This is a genomic window from Pseudomonas sp. GM49, assembly GCF_000282355.1.
Taxonomy (GTDB): Bacteria; Pseudomonadota; Gammaproteobacteria; order Pseudomonadales; family Pseudomonadaceae; genus Aquipseudomonas.
The window spans coordinates 1-20,137 of the sequence record NZ_AKJL01000156.1 but is presented as its reverse complement, the minus strand read 5'-3'; the positions used below and the strand labels follow the sequence as shown (position 1 = coordinate 20,137).

The following is a 20,137-nucleotide window of genomic DNA, read 5'->3' as shown; positions in this document are numbered from 1 at the left end:
CTGTAGCGACGGCCCGGAGGAATGGCAATCGGCCCTTGGTCGGGCCAAGCCGCTGATTTATTCCTGAACCGGCGTCAGGGCAACTCGCAGGGTCTCGATGGCAGCATCGCGGGCGGCGCTGTCAGCAAAGGCCGGGCTGTCGGCAACGCACTCGCCTTCCAGCCAGACGCTGAAGCTCAAGTCTTCGTTACGCACGTCCAATGGCTGACCCGATTGCAGTTGCTTGGTCACCTGGCCTGCGGTTTTACCGTCGGCGAAGTTGCGCGACAGCAGCAGTTGCTCGCCGTCGGCCGCCAGCAGACGGAAGCGGAAACTGCCGTCGTCTTCACGGAAGCTGACAAAACGCGCAGCTTTCGCGGCTTTTTTCTTGATGGTCGTCGCCACCTGGGTCTGGGCAACGAAGGAGCGCAGGCCCACCGCTTCACGCAGTTCGTTGAGGAACGGCGTCGCCACCGCACGGGCCTTTTTCGCGCCGTGTTGCAGGATGTCTTCCAGATCCGCCGGGCGCTCGATCAGCTGGTTGTAGCGCTCACGGGACTCGCCCAGTTCACTGTCCAGCAGCTGGAACAGACGATTCTTCGCCTCGCCCCAACCCAGGCCCTGCAACAGTTCGCTGCGGAACTCGTCGGCCTGCGCCGGGGTGGCGAACGCCTGGAACAAGGTGAACAGGTGCGAGTTATCCGGATCTTTCGCTTCGCCCGGCGCGCGGGAGTCAGTGACGATCCGCGAAATCGCGTCCTTCAACTCTTTGGCGCTGCTGAACAGCGGAATGGTGTTGTCGTAGCTCTTCGACATTTTGCGGCCATCCAGGCCCGGCAACGTAGCGACACTCTCTTCGATCAACGCCTCGGGCATGGTGAAGAACTCTTTGCCCTGGCCAAACAGATGGTTGAAGCGCTGGCCGATATCCCGCGCCATTTCCACGTGCTGGATCTGGTCACGACCGACCGGCACCTTGTGCGCGTTGAACATCAGGATGTCCGCAGCCATCAGCACCGGATAGCTGTACAGGCCCATGGTGATACCGGCATCCGGGTCCTCACCGGTCTCGACGTTCTTGTCCACCGAAGCCTTGTAGGCGTGGGCGCGATTGAGCAGGCCCTTGGCGGCGACGCAGGTCAGCAGCCATGTCAGCTCGGGAATTTCCGGGATATCGGACTGGCGGTAGAAGGTCACGCGGTCGACATCCAGGCCACCGGCCAGCCAGGTCGCAGCGATTTCCAGACGCGAGCGCTGGATGCGCAGCGGGTCATCGCACTTGATCAGGGCGTGGTAGTCGGCCAGGAAGTAGAACGAATCGGCATTGCTGTCACGGCTGGCGACGATCGCCGGGCGGATGGCGCCAGCGTAGTTGCCCAGGTGCGGCGTGCCGGTGGTGGTGATGCCGGTGAGGATACGGGTACGAGTCGTCATGGGTAATCGCTTGTCAGACTGCAATCAATTCGAGAGACGCGGCAGGATCAGATCCTTGAGATCGGTCAGCTTGCCATGAAAAAAGTGTCCGCATTCTGCCACTTTCAGCAGCTCATGGGGACGTTCGAGCTCGTCGGACCATTGGTAAACGACTTGTGGATCGATCACTTCGTCGGTTTCCGGCTGAATCAGGGTCAGTTCGCCCTGTTGCGGCAGTTGGTCCTGATCACCGAGGCGCATGACCGCCGGCGCGACCATGAACAGGTGCTTGATTTGCTCGCCCTTGGCCTCAAGGCGTCCGCCGAGACTTGCTGCAACAAAACCGCCGAAGGAAAAACCGAACAGGGTCAGCGGCAACTCCGGGTGTCTTGCGCGAAACCATTCGGCGACAGCCTGGGCATCATCGACTTCACCGGTACCCATGTCGTGGGTGCCTTCGCTGGCGCCGACACCACGGTAGTTGAAACGCAGGGTGATCAAACCGGCGTCACGCGCAGTGCGCTGCAGGGTCGAAACCACTTTGTTGAGCATGGTGCCGCCCTGCACCGGGTTCGGATGGCAGATCAGCGCCAGGCCGCGCGGCTGTTCGTTGTCCAGGCTGTTGTTTTCCAGAAGCAGTGCTTCCAGTTGGCCGACCGGGCCATCAATCACTACAGGGGTTTCGCGCATAAGCAAGGAAGGAACTCCGTGACCTCGAATCGGGTCGACTCGTCTAGCAAATTGTCTGTGGCTGTCTATTGCGAGTGAATCGCGGTATACAGCGCAGGTTCGAGCCGTTAACGTAAAGCAAAGCCGTTTATAGAGGAAGGACTCGTGGAACACTCGCTCTTAGTTTGGTTGTTACCGACTCTTGCCCTGGTTGTGGGTGTCGCCATTGGGTTCCTGATCGCTCGCGTTGCACCGAACGCCGCGCCCAGCCGTACACAGCGTCAGCTGGACGATATTCAGGAACGTTTCGACAGTTATCAGAACGAGGTGGTGACCCACTTCAACAGCACCGCGACACTGGTCAAGAAACTGACTCAGAGCTATCAGGAAGTGCAGGACCATCTCGCCGAGGGCGCCAACCGCCTGGCCCTGGACGAACAGACTCGCCAACGCCTGCTGGCCTCCCTGCACGCCGATGCGGCGCAGGCACCCCGTGAACGCCTGACACCACCGCGCGATCAGGAGCCGCCTCGCGACTACGCACCGAAAGCCCCGAATGCGCCGGGCATGCTCGATGAGCATTATGGCCTGAAGAAGTAATCAGGTTTCGCGCATAGCAAAAAGCCCCTGGACAATCACATGTCCGGGGGCTTTTTTGTTTCTGATCCTGTATCTCCGGTGCGCACACTGCCCCCTTCGCGGGCAAGCCCGCTCCCACAATATCCGTGGTCGACCCAGCACCCTGTGGGAGTGAGCTTGCTCGCGATGGGGCCGGAACTGACGACAAAAAAACCCGCCCGATCCGTAGAAGATCGAGCGGGCTTTTCTACGCCTGGGGTTCAATCAGACGATCAAGGGTACTGCTGGACCGTACCTTGCTGCTGGGCACCGTACTGCTGGCCCGGAATCGCCTTGAGGTTGACCTCTACACGGCGGTTCTGCGCCCGGCCATTGACGTCGGCGTTGCTGGCAACCGGGCCATCCGGGCCGGCACCGCGAGCGCTCAGGTTGGCACCGCTGACACCTTGCGAGGTCAGGTAGGTTGCCACGCTCTGGGCACGACGCTGGGACAGGTCCATGTTGTGTTGGCGGCTGCCGGTGCTGTCGGTATAGCCGACGATCTCGATCTGGTTCTGGTTGAACTCTTTCAGCGAGCCCGCCAGGTTGTTCAATGGCTGATAGAAACCTGGAGCAATGTTCGCCGAATCGGTAGCGAACGTGATGTTGCCCGGCATGATCAGCTTGATCTGGTCGCCCTGGCGCTGCACTTCAACACCGGTGTTGGCCATGCTGGCGCGCAGCTTTTTCTCTTGCTGATCGGCGTAGTAGCCGTAGCCTGCAGCGGAAGCACCGACCACTGCCGCACCGATCAGCGCGCCCTTGCCACGGTTATCGTGGTTGATGGCAGCACCGGCCAGCGCACCGGCCAGAGCGCCGAGGCCACCGTATTTCGCGGTCTTGCTCATGCCTTCAGAGCCGCTATCCGCCTGGCCCTGAGCCTGGCCCTGACCGCCGTAAGGGTTAGGCGATGCACAACCGGACAAAACGGCCACAGCCGTAGCGACAATAATCAAACGACGCGTGGTGAACATGTAAAGCTCCTACTTTTTTTGCATTCTGTGGTGCAACGGACCAAGGCATCAGCCTTTGCGGACGTTGGATCATGTTAATGAGTAAAAATTCCGACAGTTACAAATCAGCCCCGAACAAACGGATTCTCGCGCATCTCGTCGCCAAGACGGGTGTCCGGACCATGCCCGGCCACCACGGTCGCGTCTTCGTCGAGGGTGTACAGCCGCTGTTTGATCGAGCGCACGATGGTCGCCTGATCGCCGCCCCACAAATCCGTGCGCCCGACGCCGCGACGAAACAGCGTATCCCCGGCAATCAGCAGCTTAGCCTCTGAAAACCAAAAGCTCATTGAGCCCGGTGTATGGCCCGGCGTGTGCAGCGCCACACCACAGCCGCAGGCCAGTTCTTCATCATCGGCCAGCCAGCGGTCCGGGGATGGCACCGGGGTATAAGGGACGCCGAACATCTGGCACTGCATTTCCAGGTTGTCCCACAGAAACTGGTCTTCCTTGTGCAAATGCAGAGTCGCGCCGGTTTTCTCCTTGAGTTGACCGGAGGCCAGGAAATGATCGAGGTGGGCGTGGGTGTGAATGATACTGACCACTTTCAGCCCCAAGGCGTCGAGCCGCGCCAGGATCAGCTCATGATTGCCACCCGGATCGACGACGATGGCCTTTTTCGACACCGGATCACCGATGATCGTGCAGTTGCACTGCAACGGGCCGACGGGGAAGGTTTCGCGGATAAGGGTGGGTTGCTGGGACATCGGGGCCTGCTCGATAAACGGGGACGAGCGATTTTCGCACAATTGAGCATCCAGCCAATGGCCGTGATGTGCAACGTGAAAAATACTTAACCTAATACCCCCAACTCCTTGGCCCGCGCCACGGCCTGCGTGCGTCGCTCGACCCCGAGCTTGCTGTTGATGTGGCTGGCGTGGGTCTTCACCGTGTGCAATGAGATAAACAGCTGATCGCTGATTTCCTGGTTCGAACACCCCTGGGCGATCAATCGCAGGACCGCCATTTCCCGCGTGCTGAGCTGCTCCGCGGCCGCGCAGGACTCCAGCCCGGGACGGCCAGCCAATGCCGGCAGTTTTTCACTGAGGCTCAGGGAAACCGGGGTTGACGGACAGAGTTGAAGTTGCCCACGAAGCCAGTCCGGGTGCTCGGCCAGCAAGCACTCGAAGGGTTGCAGCACTCCTCCGCCAGCGGCATCCAACGCTTGAGCCAGCGCCTTGCGTGCTTCCGGTTCCCGGCCACTGCTCAGCAATAACGCCACTTTCTGGGTCAGCGCCATGGCACTGAGCATCTGTCGACCGCTTTGCTGGCCATGTTCAAGCAGCGCATTCAAACGTCCTTCGGCCAGCATCGGTTGGCCCTGGATGACTTCCAGCAAGGCTTGTTGCAATTCGATGTGCAGCGGCAGTTGCGGGTGGAATTCCGGTGGTGCGGCCCCGTTTTCGCCGTTATAGGTCTGCCCCAGACGTGCCAGCCAGGCTTCGGCCAGATCGGTACGCCCCTGAGCCAGCCAGAGTTCACATTTGACCAGGGTAATCATGGCCAGGTAGTAGATCGGTGGCACGTCCCAGATGTGCATGAGCCGTTCGGCTTCGGCCAGTTCGGCAAAGGCCTTGGCGAACTCGCCGCTGCTGCCTTCCAGCCTGGCAATCACGCAGTGGCCGATGAGCACGCTGATGTCACGACAGGCGCGCGCCTCGCTCAAACCGGCCTGCAATCGCACCCGCGCGGCTTGCGGCTGCATGCGCAGGGCCAGCAAAAAGCCTTCGTACAAGGTCAGCCGGGCGCGAACCGCATACAGCCGTTGCGCAGACAAGCTCTGCAGGCGCTGCAATCCCTGACGGACCTCTTCCAGCGCCCGACAGATTTCCCCGCGCGCTTGCAGAACCCGGGCGCGGTCGTAGTGCGCCAGCGCTTCGAACAACGGGTTGCCGACCCGTTGCGCCAGCTCCAGCGATTCGCGGTTGAGACCCCGCGCCCGCCACAAATCACCGTCGGCAATGGCCAGGTTGGACAGGGTCGAGAGACACATCAGGCGCTGGCCGTAACGCTTGGACGGAAGACTGTCCAACGCTTCGCGGCAATACCGCTGCGTCAGTTCGCGGTTGCCGCGCCCACGGGCAATAATGCCACTCAACGCCAGCCATTGAGCCAGCATGGATTTCTGTGCGGTGGCCGACGGCGCGGGCAGGAAACGACTCAGATGGCTGGCCAGTTCCTCGGCCGCATCCAGTTGACAAGCCATCCCCAACGCCCAGCTATAGAGCACGATCAGCCGCGGAGTGCTGATCAGCAAGCTGTCAGGCAAGTCCATTTTCCAGCGCAGCAACATGCCGACGTTCTGCTCGGCCAGCAGTTGCTCTTCGGAGAGGTTCTGCACCAGGTTCGCCGCGACGTCCAGGTGACCGGCGCGCAAGGCCTGCTCCACGGCCTCATCGAGCAATCCCTGGGCATTGAACCAGCGGCAGGCACGCAGGTGCAGGCTGGCGGCCGGCACCATCGACTGGGTAGTCGGCCGCGTGCGCAACAGATCGGAAAACAGGTGGTGGTAACGATACCAATGGCCATGCTCGTCCAGCGGCACCAGGAACACCTGGTGAGCCAACAGGAAGCGCAGGATCTCCCCGCTGTCATGGGCGTCGCGAACGGCATCGCACAGTTCGCTGCAAAAACGTTCCTGGGGCGCCGTGTCATAGAGGAACGACTGAACCTCGGTGGGCAGGCAATCGATGACCTCTTCGAGCAGATAATCGCGGATCAGCCCTTCCCCGCCGTGCAACGATTGCGGCAACGCGCCATCGGTACCCGCCTCCGAGGCGGCCAGTAGCCAGAAACGCAACCCCGCGACCCAACCTTCGCTGCGCTGGATCAGGTTTTCCAGTGCCTCACCGCGCAAGGAACTGCTGTGCCGATCGAGCAGGCTCAAGGCCTCGTCGTGGGTCAGGCGTAAATCCTGCTCATGTAACTCAAGCAGTTGCCGCGACAGCCGCAGCCGCGCCAGGTGCCAGTCGGGACGTTGGCGACTGGTGACCATCACCAGCAAGCCATCGGGAAGATGATTGAGGAAAAATTGCAGGCAACGGTCCAGCACCGGCCCCTGGGCCAGATGGTAATCATCCAGCACCAGCAGCAATGGTGACGCCGTGGACAGGTGCTCGGCCAATTCGTCGAGCAGGCCGTCCAGCCATTCTTCGAATGCGAACGGCTGATGGCGCTGGCGCATTTTCAACAGCCCGAGGGACTGCCTGCCCAGGTGCGGAAAATAGTCCTGCAGGCCTTCCAGCAGGCGCTCGAGAAAACGCCCAGGGTCACTGTCTCGCGGGCTCAACCCCAGCCAGAGACTTTGCCAGTGCGCCGGCAACCCCTGACAAAACTCCACCGCCAACGAACTCTTGCCGAACCCTGCCGGTGCGCTGACCAGCAATAACCTGCCACCGAGCCCGGCACTCAGGCGCTCGCACAAACGTGGGCGCAGCACATGGCCGTCGGGCAACGGCGGGCGGAAGAAGCGCCCGTCGAGTGTCGCGACAGCAACGTTTGCAGAACCTGGGGGTGTAGACAAATCAGTCATAGCCGGCTCTTGTTTGAATTGCGGGTGGCGGCGTTGCAGATGTCCGCAGACTAGCCGTAAACGGATAGGGAATGAAGGTAATTGCTACAAATGGCTACAAAAAGTCTACAAGCAAAAAAAAACGCCCCGAACCAGTCGGGGCGTTTTCAGAGGGTGCGGCCTCTATTCAGTTCACGTCAGCGAACACCATCCTGACGCAAGGCTGCCGGGGTGAAGTCGCTGGTGGTGGCCGTGAAGCCGAAGTCATAGGCCGACTTCTCTTCGTTCTTCATGCCCAGTGCCAGGTAACGACCCGATTGCAGGTCATACAGGGCTTCGAGGGCATACCACGGCACTTGCTTGTCGTAGTAGTTCTCGGCATGCGCCTCGGCGACGCGCCACAGTTGACCGCGACCGTCGTAGTGATCGATCACCGCAGCTTGCCAGGTGTCTTCGTCAATGTAGAAGTCACGCTTGGCGTAGATGTGACGCTGACCTTCCTTCAGGGTTGCAACCACATGCCACACACGACGCAACTCGTAACGAGCCAGGTCCTGGTTGATGTGACCGGCCTTGATGATATCGGCGTACTTGAGCTTCGGATCGTCGAGCTTGTAGGCATCGGAGGCGATGTACATCTCTTTCTTGCCTTCAAGCTTCCAGTCGTAACGATCCGGTGCACCGTTGTACATGTCCAGGTTGTCGGAAGTACGCAGGCCGTCGGCGGCAGTACCCGGGCCGTCATAGGACACTTGCGGTGCACGGCGCACACGACGCTGACCGGCGTTGTAAACCCACGCCGAGCGCGGTTCCTTGACCTGGTCGAGGGTTTCGTGAACCAGCAGTACACCACCGGCCAGACGTGCCGGCGCGGTCACTTTCTGCTTGAAGTAGAACAGGATATTGCCCGGATTTTTCGAGTCGTAATCCTTCATTTTATCGCGGAACACGAACTGGTCCTCGAAGTACACCAGGCTGAACGAACCGTTCGGCTGTGGTGTGGCCTGGGTCACCAGACGGGTCACGCTGCCCCCGCGATAGCGGGTGATGTGGTTCCAGATAACTTCCACGCCGCTTTTTGGAATCGGGAACGGCACGGCCGTTTCGAAGTTCTCCAGACCGTTGCCGCCGGACACCAGGTTGGTGTTGGTGGCGTTGCGCTTGATGGCGGCGAACACGTCATCCGGTACGGTGGCACCGCGGTGGGACGGGTACACCGGCATCTTGAAGGTTTCCGGGTAGCGCTTGAACATCGCGTACTGGCCCGGGGCAAGCTTGTCCTTGTACTGGTCGACGTTCTGCGCCGTGATGGTGAACAGCGGCTTCTCGCTGGCGTACGGATCGGACAGGAAGCCTTTGCTGTCGACCGAACCGGCGTTCTTCGCCATCGGCTTCCAGGCCGGAATCGAACCGTCGGCGTTACCCGCCATTTCGGCGCCCATCGGGGTCAGGCTCTTGCCCAGCTTGTCGGCCTCGGCTTGGGGAACCGCCGCGATGACGCTGGTCGCCAGCAGCGAAAGGCCCAGAACACCGGCGTGGAACAGACTCTTTGTTATTTTCATATGTGCGTTCGTCCAGAAAATGCAGTGCTTAGAAGTTCACGCCGAGGCTGAGCGCAACGAAGTCGCGGTCATCCACGGTGGTGTACTTGCCGTCGAAGAAGTTGGTGTAAGCCAGGCTCGCGGTGTAGGTGTTCTGGTACTCGGCGTCGACACCCAGGCTCACCGCCTTGCGGCCCTCCTCGAAGTTGCCGCCAGGGCCAGGGGAATAACCGCTCACATCATGGGACCAGGCAACGTTCGGCTTGAGGTTCACACCGGCAAACACGTCGTTGTATTCCCAGATGGCGCGACCGCGGTAGCCCCACGAAGTCGGGGTGGTGAAGCCTTCGTTGGTGCAATTGCGGCTGAGGTTGTTGGTCGGAGTACCCGGGCCGGCCCCGGCGATGGTGGCGCTGTTGAGCACCACGCAGGTATCCTGGCCGCCGGTAGGTGGCAATTCACCTGGACCGTATACCGGGTCACGGCCATAACGGACATCGGAGGAGCTTTCCAACCCGCCGACATGGGTCACGCCCACTTCGCCCACCAGGGTCAGACGGCTGGCGCCCATGACCTGATCAAAGAAGTGTGTCAGGGTGGTCTGGAACTGGGTGATTTCCTTGCGACGATAGCCGTGCAGGTCAGTACCCGGTGCAGCGGACAGCAGCGACGCGTTGCCTAGTCCGGTCAAAGGACGTACACCGGCGAACAGAATGTCAGTGGAGTTGAGCTGCACCGGAGCGTTCGGACGGTAGCTGATCTCACCGCTCCATGCCGTACCGGTAGGCAATGTGGTGGAGAAGCTCAGGCCGTAGAGGCGGATGTCTTCCGGGTATTCGATGAAGTATTGCGAGTTACCCGCCACCAGCAATGGCGCCAGCCGGGCAATCTGGCCACCCAGTTGCTGGAGTCCCGCTGCCGTGTTGTAGACCGACTGCGGCGCACCGGTGGCGCTGAAGATTGGCGCACGGCTGTGGTAGTTCATGAAGTAGGCGCCGAACTCGGTGTCCAGCGGATCGAACATGTACTTGAAGGACGCGCCCCACTGGCCGCTGTCTCGGGCATCGCGATCCGGGCCGCGACGAACCAGAACACCTTCCTCGTTCACGTCGACACCCGCGCTGGCCAAAGGCCCCAGGGCAGCGGCCGGAATTTGCGAGCGTTTGGCCAGTACGCGCAGGTTGTTGTCGCAGCCGTCGGCAACGATGTCTGGCTGGGAGAAGAACGTGCCGCAGTTGTCGACGACGGTCTGGTCCCATTCAATTTGGTAGAACGCTTCAGCCGAGAGGTTTTCGGTCAGGCTCTGGGACACATAGAACATGTTGACCGGGATCAGGCCTTCCTTGATCTCGGCACCCGGACGGCGGAATGCGGACACGTCGATCGGGTTGATCGAGTTGATGCCGCCACCGATGAAGGTACTTTCACCCCAGCTTACGACCTGCTTGCCCAGGCGCACGGAGCCTGGCTGATCGGCGATGGAGTAGTTGTGGTAGACGAAGGCGTCGAGGAGTTGAGTGCCAGCGGACTTGGCGCCTTCCTTGCGGCCGTCGTCACTGATGTCCTTGAACGGACGGCTTTCGTCTTTCAGTTCAAAGTCGTACCAGTATTTGCCACGGACGAAAACACCGGTATCGCCGTATTTCAATTCAAGGTCATGGATGCCCTTGAAGATCTTCGAGAAGGTTTCCCCACTCTTGAAGTTCAGGTGACCGTCATCAGAGGTCTGCGACAGACCCTTGCCGCCGTTGTTGACACCAATCAGGTTCTTGTTCGGCTGCTGAGTAGACCAACTGGCACCAATCGACAGGGATGAGTCGAACTGACCTTCGATTTCACCAACGTTGAAACTGACGCCGAATGCTGGCCCGGCGAGCGTAGAGGCAAGACTGACAGCCAGGGGCAGTTTCGCCCGGCGCCAGAACTGGTTTACTGATGTCATCGACCCTACTCCATGTGCATTTTATTTTTATGGCATGAGCACTTCTAAAAACGTTGTGGATAACCGGGAGCCATGGCATCCCAAAGTCATTCCAAAGTTGCATCGCCCCGGTTCGTGCGGTTGCCCCGTTCTTAAAAATCCTTGAGCGGACTATAGCCAGCAGGTAGTTTTGCTTGATCCCTCTAAAGTGTGATTTGCAGCTGCCAGCCACTCTGGAACAGTCCTTTCGCCAGTCCGACGCCCGTCGGCACGCCAAGAATGGCTGAAAATTTCGATTTGACAAGCCAAGCGCTTGCTTGGTGGGGCTGGCGTGCCCTTTCGGGCACGCCGAGAGGCGCTTAAAGCGTCGAGAGGAAGGTGCTGTTGGTGGCTTGCCATTCGCTGATGTCGACACGAATGCGCTTCTTGTCGAGTTTGCCAACACTGGTCTTGGGAATTTCAGTAACAAGGGCGATCTGGCTCGGAATCGCCCACTTGCTCAAGTGTCCCAGCTCCACAAACGGCTTGAGGTGCTCCTTGAGTTCCCGTGCCCCGATCGCATGTCCCTCACGGAGCACCAGCAGGGCAAACGGCCGTTCGCCCCACTGCGGATCGGGGATCCCCACCACTGCTACTTCGCGTACCGCCACATGACGGCTGATCAGGTCTTCCAGGTCCAGGGAGGAGATCCACTCGCCACCGGTCTTGATCACGTCCTTGATCCGGTCACGAATGTCGATCACCCCCATGCTGTCCAGGGTCGCCACGTCACCGGTGTGAAGCCAGCCTCCGGCCCAGAGCTCGGCGCCCTTCTGCGGCTCGTTGAAATACCCCTCGGTCAGCCATGGTGCGCGTAATACCAATTCGCCCTGGGTCTCGCCGTCGGCGGGCAGGAAGTTGCCCTCGGTGTCGACGATCGCCGCCTCCACCAGCGGCCCCGGCACGCCGGCCTTGATCCGGTAGGTGGTGCGTTCGTCTTCGGTACCGGCCATCAATTCATCGTTGAGGTGCGCGCACGACACCAGCGGCCCGGTTTCCGACATGCCGTACGCCGCGGTCAACTGAATGCCTTTGGCCTTGGCCGCCTCGTACAGCGTGCGGTTCAGGGCACTGCCGCCGATGACGATTTTCCAGCCGCCGAAGTCGACGTTCTGCGCGGCCTTGGCATTGAGGACCATCTGCAAAATGGTCGGTACGCAATGAGAGAACGTGACCTTCTCCTTGCGCCACAACTCCAGCAGGTATTCCGGGTCATAGCGGCCGGGATACACCTGCTTGAGCCCGAGCATGGTCGCCACATACGGCAAGCCCCAGGCGTGCACGTGGAACATCGGGGTGATCGGCATGTACACGTCGTTGGTGCCCAGCAGGCGCACGCTATCGATCGCGCCCATGATGGTCGACACGCCCATGGTGTGCAGCACCAGTTGCCGATGGGTGAAGTACACGCCCTTGGGGTTGCCGGTGGTGCCGGTGGTATAGAACGTGGTCGCGACCGAGTTTTCGTCGAAATCCTCGAAGTCGTACTGCGGGCTCGCCGCGGCCAGCAGTTGTTCGTATTCGCCGACGAGGTTCGGCAGGTCCGCGGTTTTTTCCGGCAGGTCAGTCAGCAGCAGGGTTTTCTCGACCGTGGTCAGTTGCCCCTCGATTGCCTTGTAGAGGCCGACGAACTCGCTGTTGACCAGCACAAAGCGGTCCTCGGCGTGGTTCATGGTGTAGAGGATCTGTTCCGGCGACAGCCGCACGTTGATGGTGTGGATCACCGCGCCGATCATCGGGATGGCGAACATGCATTCCAGGTAACGATGGCTGTCCCAGTCCATCACACCCACGGCATCCCCGGGCTTGACCCCGGCCGCTATCAGCACATTGGCCAGGCGGGCCACCCGTTCGATCAGGGTCGGGTAGCTGTAGCGCAACTTGTCGCGGTAGATGATCTCGCGGGTTTTCTCATAACGGGCACCGGACATCAGCAGCCGTTTGATCAACAGCGGGTACTGGTAAGCGCCTTCGGCCGGGGGGATAACGCGAGTCTGCAACATAATAATCCCTTTAATCTGACTGCACGGTCGTGACTGAAAGTACGCACTGTAGTGCCCTTGAACGCCAGCCAAATCAGCCAAAGGAATGATTTGCAGAACCCCGAAGATGCTAGCGTTGAGCCATCATTCGTGAGGTTTGATCATCTGCAGGAGCAGCCGGTCGACGCTCGATTGCTCGCGATGAACCCGGGATTACCGCGGGGGGGTCAGATATCAAGTGTTATCGTTGACGAGCATCGCGAGCAAGCTCGCTCCTACAGCAATAAGTATCTGATCAGTGCATCTCGGTAAAAGCCAGCTTCACGCCAATCGCAATCAACACCGCGCCCATGGTCCGGTCGAACCAGTGACCCACGCGGGCGAAGCCGGCGCGTACGCGCTGCTGGCTGAACAACAACGCTACCAGGCAGAACCAGACCGCTGTCGCCGCCGCCAGGTAAACCCCGTAACCGGCCTGCACGGCCAGTGGCGTGTGCGGGTTGATGACCACGGTGAACAGTGAGAGGAAGAACAGCGTGGCTTTCGGGTTGAGGCCGTTGGTGACGAAACCTGAGGTGAAGGCACCACGGGCCGTGCGCTCGCCGGCCTCCTTGTGCAGATCGTCCGCCACAGGCTTGGCCGGTTGCGCACGCAGTGCCTTGTAACCGATGTACAGCAGGTAAGCGGCAGCGGCCCACTTCAAGGCATTGAACAGCACGATCGACTGGGACACGATCAGGCCGATCCCCAGCAGGGAATAGCCCACGTGCAGGAAAATCGCCGTACCCACACCCAGCGCGGTCCAGGTGCCTGCGCGGCGACCGTGGGTAACACTCTCACGCACCACGACGGCAAAGTCCGGGCCGGGGCTGGCCACGGCCAGCAGGTGAATCAGGGCAACGGTCAAGAACTCTGTCCAGTACATGGGGGCTCCTTAAGGCCAAGCGTATCTATTTATTTCATCTGGTAGGCTCCGCAGATTACGCCTTCAGTTCAATGCACAAAAGGTACAGTTGATGACGAACACTCGCCGCGCCGTTTTCCTCGACCACCCGTCCCTGGACCTCGGCGACCTTGACCTCAACCCGCTGCGCAGTTGTTTCAGCGATTTGCAGCTGTTCGCCCAGACCTTGCCCGATCAAGTCATCGAACACCTCAAGGGCGCCACCGTTGCCATCAGTAACAAGATCCTGATCGATGCCGCCGCCATGGCTGCCAGCCCTGATCTCAAGCTGATCCTGATCACCGCCACCGGCACCAACAACGTCGACCTCGCCGCCGCCCGCGCCCACGGAATTACCGTGTGCAACTGCCAGGGCTATGGCACGCCATCGGTGGCGCAGCACACGATCATGCTGCTGCTCAACCTGGCCACGCGTCTGGCCGATTATCAAAAAGCCGTCGGCGAAGGCCGATGGCAGCGGGCCAAACAGTTCTGTTTGCTGGATTACCCGATTGTCGAACTCGAAGGCAAAACCCTTGGCCTGCTGGGTCATGGCGAATTGGGCGGTGCGGTCGCACGGCTGGCCGAAGCCTTCGGCATGCGCGTTGTGCTGGGGCAAATTCCCGGACGCCCTGCCCGGCCGGACCGCCTGCCACTGAATGAACTGCTACCGCAAGTCGATGCCCTGACCCTGCACTGCCCGCTCAACGAACACACCCGCCACTTCATCGGTGCCCGTGAACTGGCCTCAATGAAGCCCGGCGCGTTCGTGGTCAACACCGCCCGCGGCGGCCTGATCGACGAACAGGCGCTGGCCGACGCCTTGCGCAACGGGCATTTGGGCGGCGCCGCCACTGATGTGCTGAGCGTCGAACCTCCCATCAACGGCAATCCGCTGCTGGCCCAGGATATTCCGCGCCTGATCGTCACCCCGCACAATGCCTGGGGCAGCCGTGAAGCGCGCCAGCGAATCGTCGGTCAAGTGACCGAAAACGCACTGGGATACTTCAGCGGTAAGGCGCTGCGAGTCGTCAGTTGATAAACTGCGGCACTTTTTTCCACGGGAGCAGTTATGGATCCGCGCAGTGAAGTACTGCTTCGTCAGGCCGAGTTATTCCAGGGTTCGGTGCTGTTGGCCGGTTTGCCCGCCGACGACTTGCTGGGCCGTCTGCCCGAGGCTCATGGCTGGTGCTGGCACGCCGGCGATCAGGCCGCGCTGGACGCCCGCTTCGCCGAGCGCAGTCATTTTGGTGTGAATGCGCCGGAGCGCGGGTTCGATACCGCCGTGGTCTTTCTGCCCAAGGCCAAGGACCTGACCGATTACATTCTCAACGCCCTCGCCTCGCGGCTGGCCGGTCGCGAGCTGTACCTGGTCGGCGAGAAAAAAAGCGGCATCGAAGGTGCCGCCAAACAACTCAACCCGTTCGGCAAGCCACGCAAACTCGACAGCGCGCGACACTGCCAGCTCTGGCTGGTCACCGTGGCCAACGCGCCTGAAGCCAGGCCGCTGGAAAGCCTGGCGCAGACCTACGAACTGCCGCTGGCCGAAGGCCCGCTGAAGGTCATCAGCCTGCCGGGGGTATTCAGCCATGGTCGCCTGGATCGCGGCAGCGCGCTGCTGCTGGAACACCTGGACAAACTGCCCAGCGGTCACTTGCTCGATTTCGGTTGCGGCGCTGGGGTCTTGGGCGCGGCAGTAAAACGTCGTTACCCGCACAATCAGGTCACGATGCTGGATGTGGATGCCTTTGCCGCTGCCAGCAGTCGCCTGACCCTGGCTGCCAATGGCCTGGAAGCCGAGGTGATTACCGGTGACGGAATCGATGCCGCCCCGATGGGTTTAAGTGCAATCCTGAGCAATCCGCCGTTCCATGTCGGCGTGCACACCGACTACTTCGCCACCGAAAACTTGCTTCGAAAAGCAGCAAAACATCTGAAAAACGGTGGCGAACTTCGCCTGGTAGCCAATAGCTTCCTGAAGTACCAACCGCTGATCGAAGAGCATCTTGGCGTGTGTGCAATCAAGGCCGAGGGACAGGGTTTCAGAATCTATCGGGCAAAACGCGGCTAAAACCTCTTTGAAAAAGAAGGCTTGCCGAATGAGTTTTGCAAAGGCAGAATCCGCTCCGTCCTAGGGGAGTAGTCTCCCACGAGCGCCACGCTCGTCCGGCATGCGTCAACATACTTGGTCAAAAGACCATGGCGCATGCGACCCAAGCATCCACATCAGATGGATCGCAGGGTTTGACAAGACCTATGACACGCACACCTTACCCGGGGCGGGAAGGCTGTACGTGTCATAGCCGTGTCGACCCGCCCCTTAGGAAAACCCCTGATGCTGGATTCACTACTCGTACCTACCGCAATCGTTGCCTTGGCCGAAATCGGCGACAAGACGCAACTGCTCGCGCTCATTCTCGCTGCCCGTTTCCGCAAGCCCTGGCCGATCATCGCCGGTATCGTCGCCGCGACCCTGGCCAACCACGCGGCCGCCGGTGCAATCGGTGCCTGGGTCGGCAGTTTCTTCTCCGATACGATGCTGCACTGGATCCTCGCCGCGAGCTTCGCCGCGACCGCACTGTGGACCCTGGTGCCGGACAAGATGGATGACGACGAAGCCAGCACCGCCCGCAAGTTCGGGCCGTTCCTGACCACGCTGATCGCGTTCTTCCTGGCGGAAATCGGCGACAAAACGCAAATCGCGACCGTGATGCTGGCCGCGCAATATCCGGAGTTGTGGCTGGTGATCATCGGCACCACGGCCGGCATGCTGATTGCCAACGTACCGGTGGTTCTGGCCGGTAACTTTGCCGCAGACAAATTGCCATTGACCCTGATCCGTCGACTGGCGGCGTCGGCGTTCTTCATCATGGCGATTGTGGCGGTGTATAAGGCGATGCAGAGCAGTGGGTGGGTTTGACGGTTTAGGTCGATAGACCGCGTTATCGTTCATCGCGAGCAAGCTCGCTCCCACATTGGTTTTGTGCTGGACGCCGAACCCTGTGGGAGCGAGCTTGCTCGCGATGGCAGTAGCGGCCTCACCGCATGGAAGTCAGGACTTCCTGGCCTGCTCGTACAAAGGCATGACCTTCGGAATCGCCGCCTGCAGCGCCGCAATACGACTCGCCGATGCCGGGTGAGTGCTCATGAACTCCGGTGGCGCACCTTCCGAGACCTTGCTCATCTTGTTCCACAGGGTGATTGCGGCATTCGGGTTGTAGCCAGCACGGGCCGCCAGTTCCAGGCCGATCAGGTCCGCTTCGTTTTCATTGGCGCGACTGTTGGGCAAGGTCATGCCGTAGTTGGCCACGGTATCGGCCAGGGCCATGGTGTCCTGCCCCAATCCCAACAAGGCACCGGCGCCCTGCTTGGCCATTTCGATGCCGTAAGCCTTGGACATCGCTTCACGACCGTGCTCGCGCAGCGCGTGGGCGATTTCATGGCCCATGATCGCGGCAATTTCATCGTCGGTCAGTTTCAGGGTGTCGATCAGCCCGGTGTAAAAGATGATCTTGCCGCCAGGGCCGCAGTTGGCGTTGAGTTCATCGCTCTTGATCAGGTTGACTTCCCACTTCCACTGAGCCGCGTCCGGACGAAACGTCGGCGCCTGGGCAATCAGCCGGTCGGCAATCACCTGAACCCGCCGGGCTTCATTGCTGGTCTTGTCCAGCACACCTTTGCTGGACGCTTCGCCCACTGTCTTCTGATAGGACTGGGCGTACATCTGGTCGACCTCTTGCGAGGACAACATACTGAACATGTACTGCTTGCGCTCAACGCCTACAGCGCCACCACTGGTGGTGTTGACCGACTGACAACCGGTGAGCAGCAGCGCTGCGCTCAGTGCACTGACAACCAAAATCTTGTTCATCAAAAAAACCCCTGAAAACATGCCGCGTATCCTAGGCGCGGAAATGTATCGGCGCCAGATACAACAAACATAAGACGCACAATTCGGACAAAGCTCTCATCGATGCAGGAAAAAATTCACAATCCGGGGCGAGCCGCAGTCCATCACGCCGCACATTGATTCATTTACGACATCCGGCCCGCAAAAACAGTCATTTCAGCTGCCCGTGCTCATGCCCGCCCGCCACCCTGCCGATACACCTGGGCAGATGTCCTTTCGCGTGCGGAGCCCCCATGAAATTCAAGTCGATCCAGTTTTCCGTGGCGGCCCTCGCCGGCGCCATCGTCCTCAGTGTCGTGGCAGCACTGGTGCTGTACGCGCTGTTTTCCGGCGCCCGGACCCAAGACATGGTCCAGGAACGGACCCAGGCACAGTTCGAACAAGTCATCGAACAACGCCTGACGTCCCTGGCGCAAACCCAGGTCAGCCAGATCCAGCGTGAACTCGAAGCACCGCTGCTGATAGCTGGCGGCCTGGTGCGGGTCAACGCCCTGATCGGCACACCCGGTGCCAATGGCCAGCCCGCCCTGAGCCTCAGCCGCGAGCAACTGATCGGCCTGATCAAGGAAAACGTGGTCAAGAACCCGAAAATCCTCGGCACCTACATCGGTTGGGAAAAAGACGCACTGGACCACAACGATGCGGCCTACGTAGGCACCCAGGTAGTCGGCATCGACGCCAGCAACGGGCGCTTCCTGCCCTGGTGGTTCCGTAACGACGATGGCACCCTGGGCCTGGACAAACTGGTGGACGTCGACGACCAGAAAACCCTGTCCACCGGCGTGCGCGCCAGCGAGTACTACCTGTGCTCGAAAGAAACCAGAAAATCCTGCGTGATCGATCCAGCGCCTTATAAGGTCGGCGACAAAATCGTCATGCTCGCCTCCTTTATTGAACCGATCATGCTCAACGGCGCCTTCCAGGGCATCGTCGGCGCCGACCTGTCAGTCAACTTCATCCAGGAAATGCTCCTGGGTGCCAACCAGAAGCTCTACAGCGGCGCAGGTGAAATGGCCCTGATCGGTGGCAATGGCCGGATCGTTGCCTATACCAAGGACCCGAGCAAATTCGGCGAGAAGGTCAGCGACATCCTCGACGGCAAGCAGATTGCCAACATGGCCAACCTCAAGCGCGGCGAAGTCACCTACACCGTCGACAAGGCCCAGGGCCGGATCGAGTTGTACCTGCCTTTCGGCATCGGCCAGACCGACGCCCGCTGGACCCTGATGCTGCAATTGCCGCTGAATGCAGTAATGGCCGACCTGCAAAAACTTCAGGCCGACCTGAACGCACAGCGAAAATCCGACACCTTCGGCATGGCGATGGTCGGCCTGGTGATTGCCGGTATCGGTTTGCTGGTGATCTGGCTGGTGGGCCACGGCATCGCCCGTCCGCTCAAGCAGATGGTGGCCATGCTCGACGATATTGCACAGGGTGAAGGTGACCTGACCCGGCGCCTGACCAGCGACCGTGCCGATGAACTGGGTTCGATCGCCAAAGGCTTCAACACCTTCCTGGCCAAGTTGCAGGCGATGATCACCCAGGTGGTGACTTCGGTGCAGAGCGTCAGCGATTCGTCGGAACACACCGCCGACATCGCCATCCGCACCAACACCGGTGTACACAAACAAATGGCCGAGATCGATCAAGTGGCCACCGCCGTGCAGGAAATGACCGCCACCGCCCAGGACGTGGCACGCAACGCGACTCAGGCCGCACAGGCCGCCAGCCATGCCGATCAGGCCGCCAGCCAGGGCATGCAGATCGTGCGTGATACGTCGAACTCGATTGGCGCCCTCGCCGTGGAAATCGGCCGGGCCGTCGGTGTGGTGCAAACCCTGGCCAAGGACAGCGAAAACATTAACGCGATCCTCACCGCCATCCGCGGAATCGCCGAGCAGACCAACCTGCTGGCCCTGAACGCGGCCATCGAAGCTGCCCGTGCCGGCGAGCAGGGCCGTGGTTTTGCCGTGGTGGCCGACGAGGTGCGTAACCTGGCGCAGAAAACGCAAAAGGCCACCGAAGAAATCCAGACCATGATCCAGCAATTGCAGCAAGGCACGCGGGATGTGGTGCGGGTCATGGAGGACAGCCAGAACCGCACGGATGAAAGCGTGCAGCACGCGGCCAAGGCTGCCGAAGCGCTGGAAACCATCACTCAGGCGGTGTCGGTGATCAACGATATGAACACCCAGATTGCCAGCGCGGCCGAGGAACAAAGTGCGGTGGCGGACGACATCAACCGCAACGTGATCAACATCGGTCAGGTGGCCAATGAAGTGGCAGGCGGCGCGGATGAGTCGAGTGCGGCCAGTGCGGATCTGACCAAGCTGGCCGAACAGCAGCGGCGGTTGATCAATCAGTTCAGGGTCTGATCCGAAGCCCCCATCGTCGGAGCGCCGCCCAATAACTCAACCCGGAGTCAGACACTCCGGCCCATTGAGCTTCGGATCATTCACCATGTTGGCCAGCACCCGTTCGCGCAACGCGGCAGGTTCACTGGCCAGCAATGCTTGCAAAGCATGCAATGGCGTCTCGGGGTCCAGCCACGCGGCCTGCCCCGCCTCATCAAGAATCAACGGCCGCCGCTGGCTTTTT

General features: G+C 60.6%; 15 protein-coding genes, 2 pseudogenes and 1 riboswitch. Of the genes and pseudogenes, 6 read left to right on the top strand and 11 right to left on the bottom strand.

The window, feature by feature from the left end; translation table 11 throughout:
- Positions 1-57: 57 nt before the first annotated feature.
- Both PMI29_RS14685 and PMI29_RS14690 read right to left on the bottom strand, forming a co-directional pair.
- Entirely contained in the window at positions 58-1,413 is a 1,356-nt protein-coding gene (locus tag PMI29_RS14685; RefSeq protein ID WP_007998224.1) for a tryptophan--tRNA ligase, read from the bottom strand.
- A 24-nt stretch (positions 1,414-1,437) separates the two neighbouring features.
- Positions 1,438-2,082, bottom strand: coding sequence for an alpha/beta hydrolase (locus tag PMI29_RS14690; RefSeq protein WP_033052395.1), 645 nt, complete (start codon positions 2,080-2,082; stop codon positions 1,438-1,440).
- Between the two features lie 144 nt (positions 2,083-2,226).
- Here PMI29_RS14690 and PMI29_RS14695 point away from each other — a divergent pair, with 144 nt between their 5' ends.
- The gene (locus tag PMI29_RS14695; RefSeq protein WP_007998221.1) at positions 2,227-2,661 is read left to right on the top strand and encodes a YhcB family protein; all 435 of its coding nucleotides are present in this window, start codon (positions 2,227-2,229) and stop codon (positions 2,659-2,661) included.
- A gap of 251 nt (positions 2,662-2,912) precedes the next feature.
- Here PMI29_RS14695 and PMI29_RS14700 read toward each other — a convergent pair whose 3' ends face one another.
- The 7 genes from PMI29_RS14700 to PMI29_RS14730 all read right to left on the bottom strand — a co-directional run bounded on the left by PMI29_RS14700 (position 2,913) and on the right by PMI29_RS14730 (position 13,611).
- Complete coding sequence (locus PMI29_RS14700) at positions 2,913-3,653, bottom strand: OmpA family lipoprotein (protein WP_007998219.1); 741 nt, start codon at positions 3,651-3,653, stop codon at positions 2,913-2,915.
- Between the two features lie 104 nt (positions 3,654-3,757).
- Entirely contained in the window at positions 3,758-4,399 is a 642-nt protein-coding gene (locus tag PMI29_RS14705; protein WP_007998217.1) for an MBL fold metallo-hydrolase, read from the bottom strand.
- 86 nt (positions 4,400-4,485) lie between these two features.
- A complete protein-coding gene (locus PMI29_RS14710) occupies positions 4,486-7,224 on the bottom strand; it encodes a LuxR C-terminal-related transcriptional regulator (RefSeq protein ID WP_007998216.1) in 2,739 nt (912 codons plus the stop codon).
- Between the two features lie 176 nt (positions 7,225-7,400).
- On the bottom strand, positions 7,401-8,765 hold the full coding sequence (locus PMI29_RS14715) for a DUF1329 domain-containing protein (protein ID WP_007998213.1): 1,365 nt from the start codon (positions 8,763-8,765) through the stop codon (positions 7,401-7,403).
- A 28-nt stretch (positions 8,766-8,793) separates the two neighbouring features.
- Positions 8,794-10,686 carry a DUF1302 domain-containing protein gene (locus PMI29_RS14720; RefSeq protein ID WP_007998211.1) on the bottom strand — a complete coding sequence of 631 codons (1,893 nt, stop codon included), beginning with the start codon at positions 10,684-10,686 and terminating at the stop codon, positions 8,794-8,796.
- 338 nt (positions 10,687-11,024) lie between these two features.
- A complete protein-coding gene (locus PMI29_RS14725) occupies positions 11,025-12,707 on the bottom strand; it encodes a fatty acid--CoA ligase (protein ID WP_007998209.1) in 1,683 nt (560 codons plus the stop codon).
- A 274-nt stretch (positions 12,708-12,981) separates the two neighbouring features.
- The gene (locus PMI29_RS14730; RefSeq protein ID WP_007998207.1) at positions 12,982-13,611 is read right to left on the bottom strand and encodes a LysE family translocator; all 630 of its coding nucleotides are present in this window, start codon (positions 13,609-13,611) and stop codon (positions 12,982-12,984) included.
- 91 nt (positions 13,612-13,702) lie between these two features.
- Here PMI29_RS14730 and PMI29_RS14735 point away from each other — a divergent pair, with 91 nt between their 5' ends.
- The 3 genes from PMI29_RS14735 to PMI29_RS14745 all read left to right on the top strand — a co-directional run bounded on the left by PMI29_RS14735 (position 13,703) and on the right by PMI29_RS14745 (position 16,549).
- Positions 13,703-14,668 (top strand): 2-hydroxyacid dehydrogenase, encoded by a 966-nt coding sequence (locus PMI29_RS14735; RefSeq protein ID WP_007998206.1) that lies wholly within the window; start codon positions 13,703-13,705, stop codon positions 14,666-14,668.
- A gap of 33 nt (positions 14,669-14,701) precedes the next feature.
- Positions 14,702-15,700 (top strand): class I SAM-dependent methyltransferase, encoded by a 999-nt coding sequence (locus PMI29_RS14740; protein ID WP_007998203.1) that lies wholly within the window; start codon positions 14,702-14,704, stop codon positions 15,698-15,700.
- A gap of 50 nt (positions 15,701-15,750) precedes the next feature.
- Positions 15,751-15,875: riboswitch (yybP-ykoY riboswitch) on the top strand.
- Between the two features lie 89 nt (positions 15,876-15,964).
- Entirely contained in the window at positions 15,965-16,549 is a 585-nt protein-coding gene (locus PMI29_RS14745) for a TMEM165/GDT1 family protein (RefSeq protein WP_007998200.1), read from the top strand.
- 132 nt (positions 16,550-16,681) lie between these two features.
- Here PMI29_RS14745 and PMI29_RS14750 read toward each other — a convergent pair whose 3' ends face one another.
- Entirely contained in the window at positions 16,682-17,500 is an 819-nt protein-coding gene (locus PMI29_RS14750; RefSeq protein WP_033052398.1) for a M48 family metallopeptidase, read from the bottom strand.
- Between the two features lie 272 nt (positions 17,501-17,772).
- Here PMI29_RS14750 and PMI29_RS33125 point away from each other — a divergent pair.
- Positions 17,773-19,059, top strand: a pseudogene (locus PMI29_RS33125) (HAMP domain-containing protein); the annotation flags it as partial.
- 12 nt (positions 19,060-19,071) lie between these two features.
- On the top strand, positions 19,072-19,914 hold the full coding sequence (locus tag PMI29_RS33120) for a methyl-accepting chemotaxis protein (RefSeq protein WP_405046320.1): 843 nt from the start codon (positions 19,072-19,074) through the stop codon (positions 19,912-19,914).
- Between the two features lie 36 nt (positions 19,915-19,950).
- Here the strand turns inward: PMI29_RS33120 and PMI29_RS14760 are convergent.
- Positions 19,951-20,137, bottom strand: a pseudogene (locus PMI29_RS14760) (SOS response-associated peptidase); the annotation flags it as partial.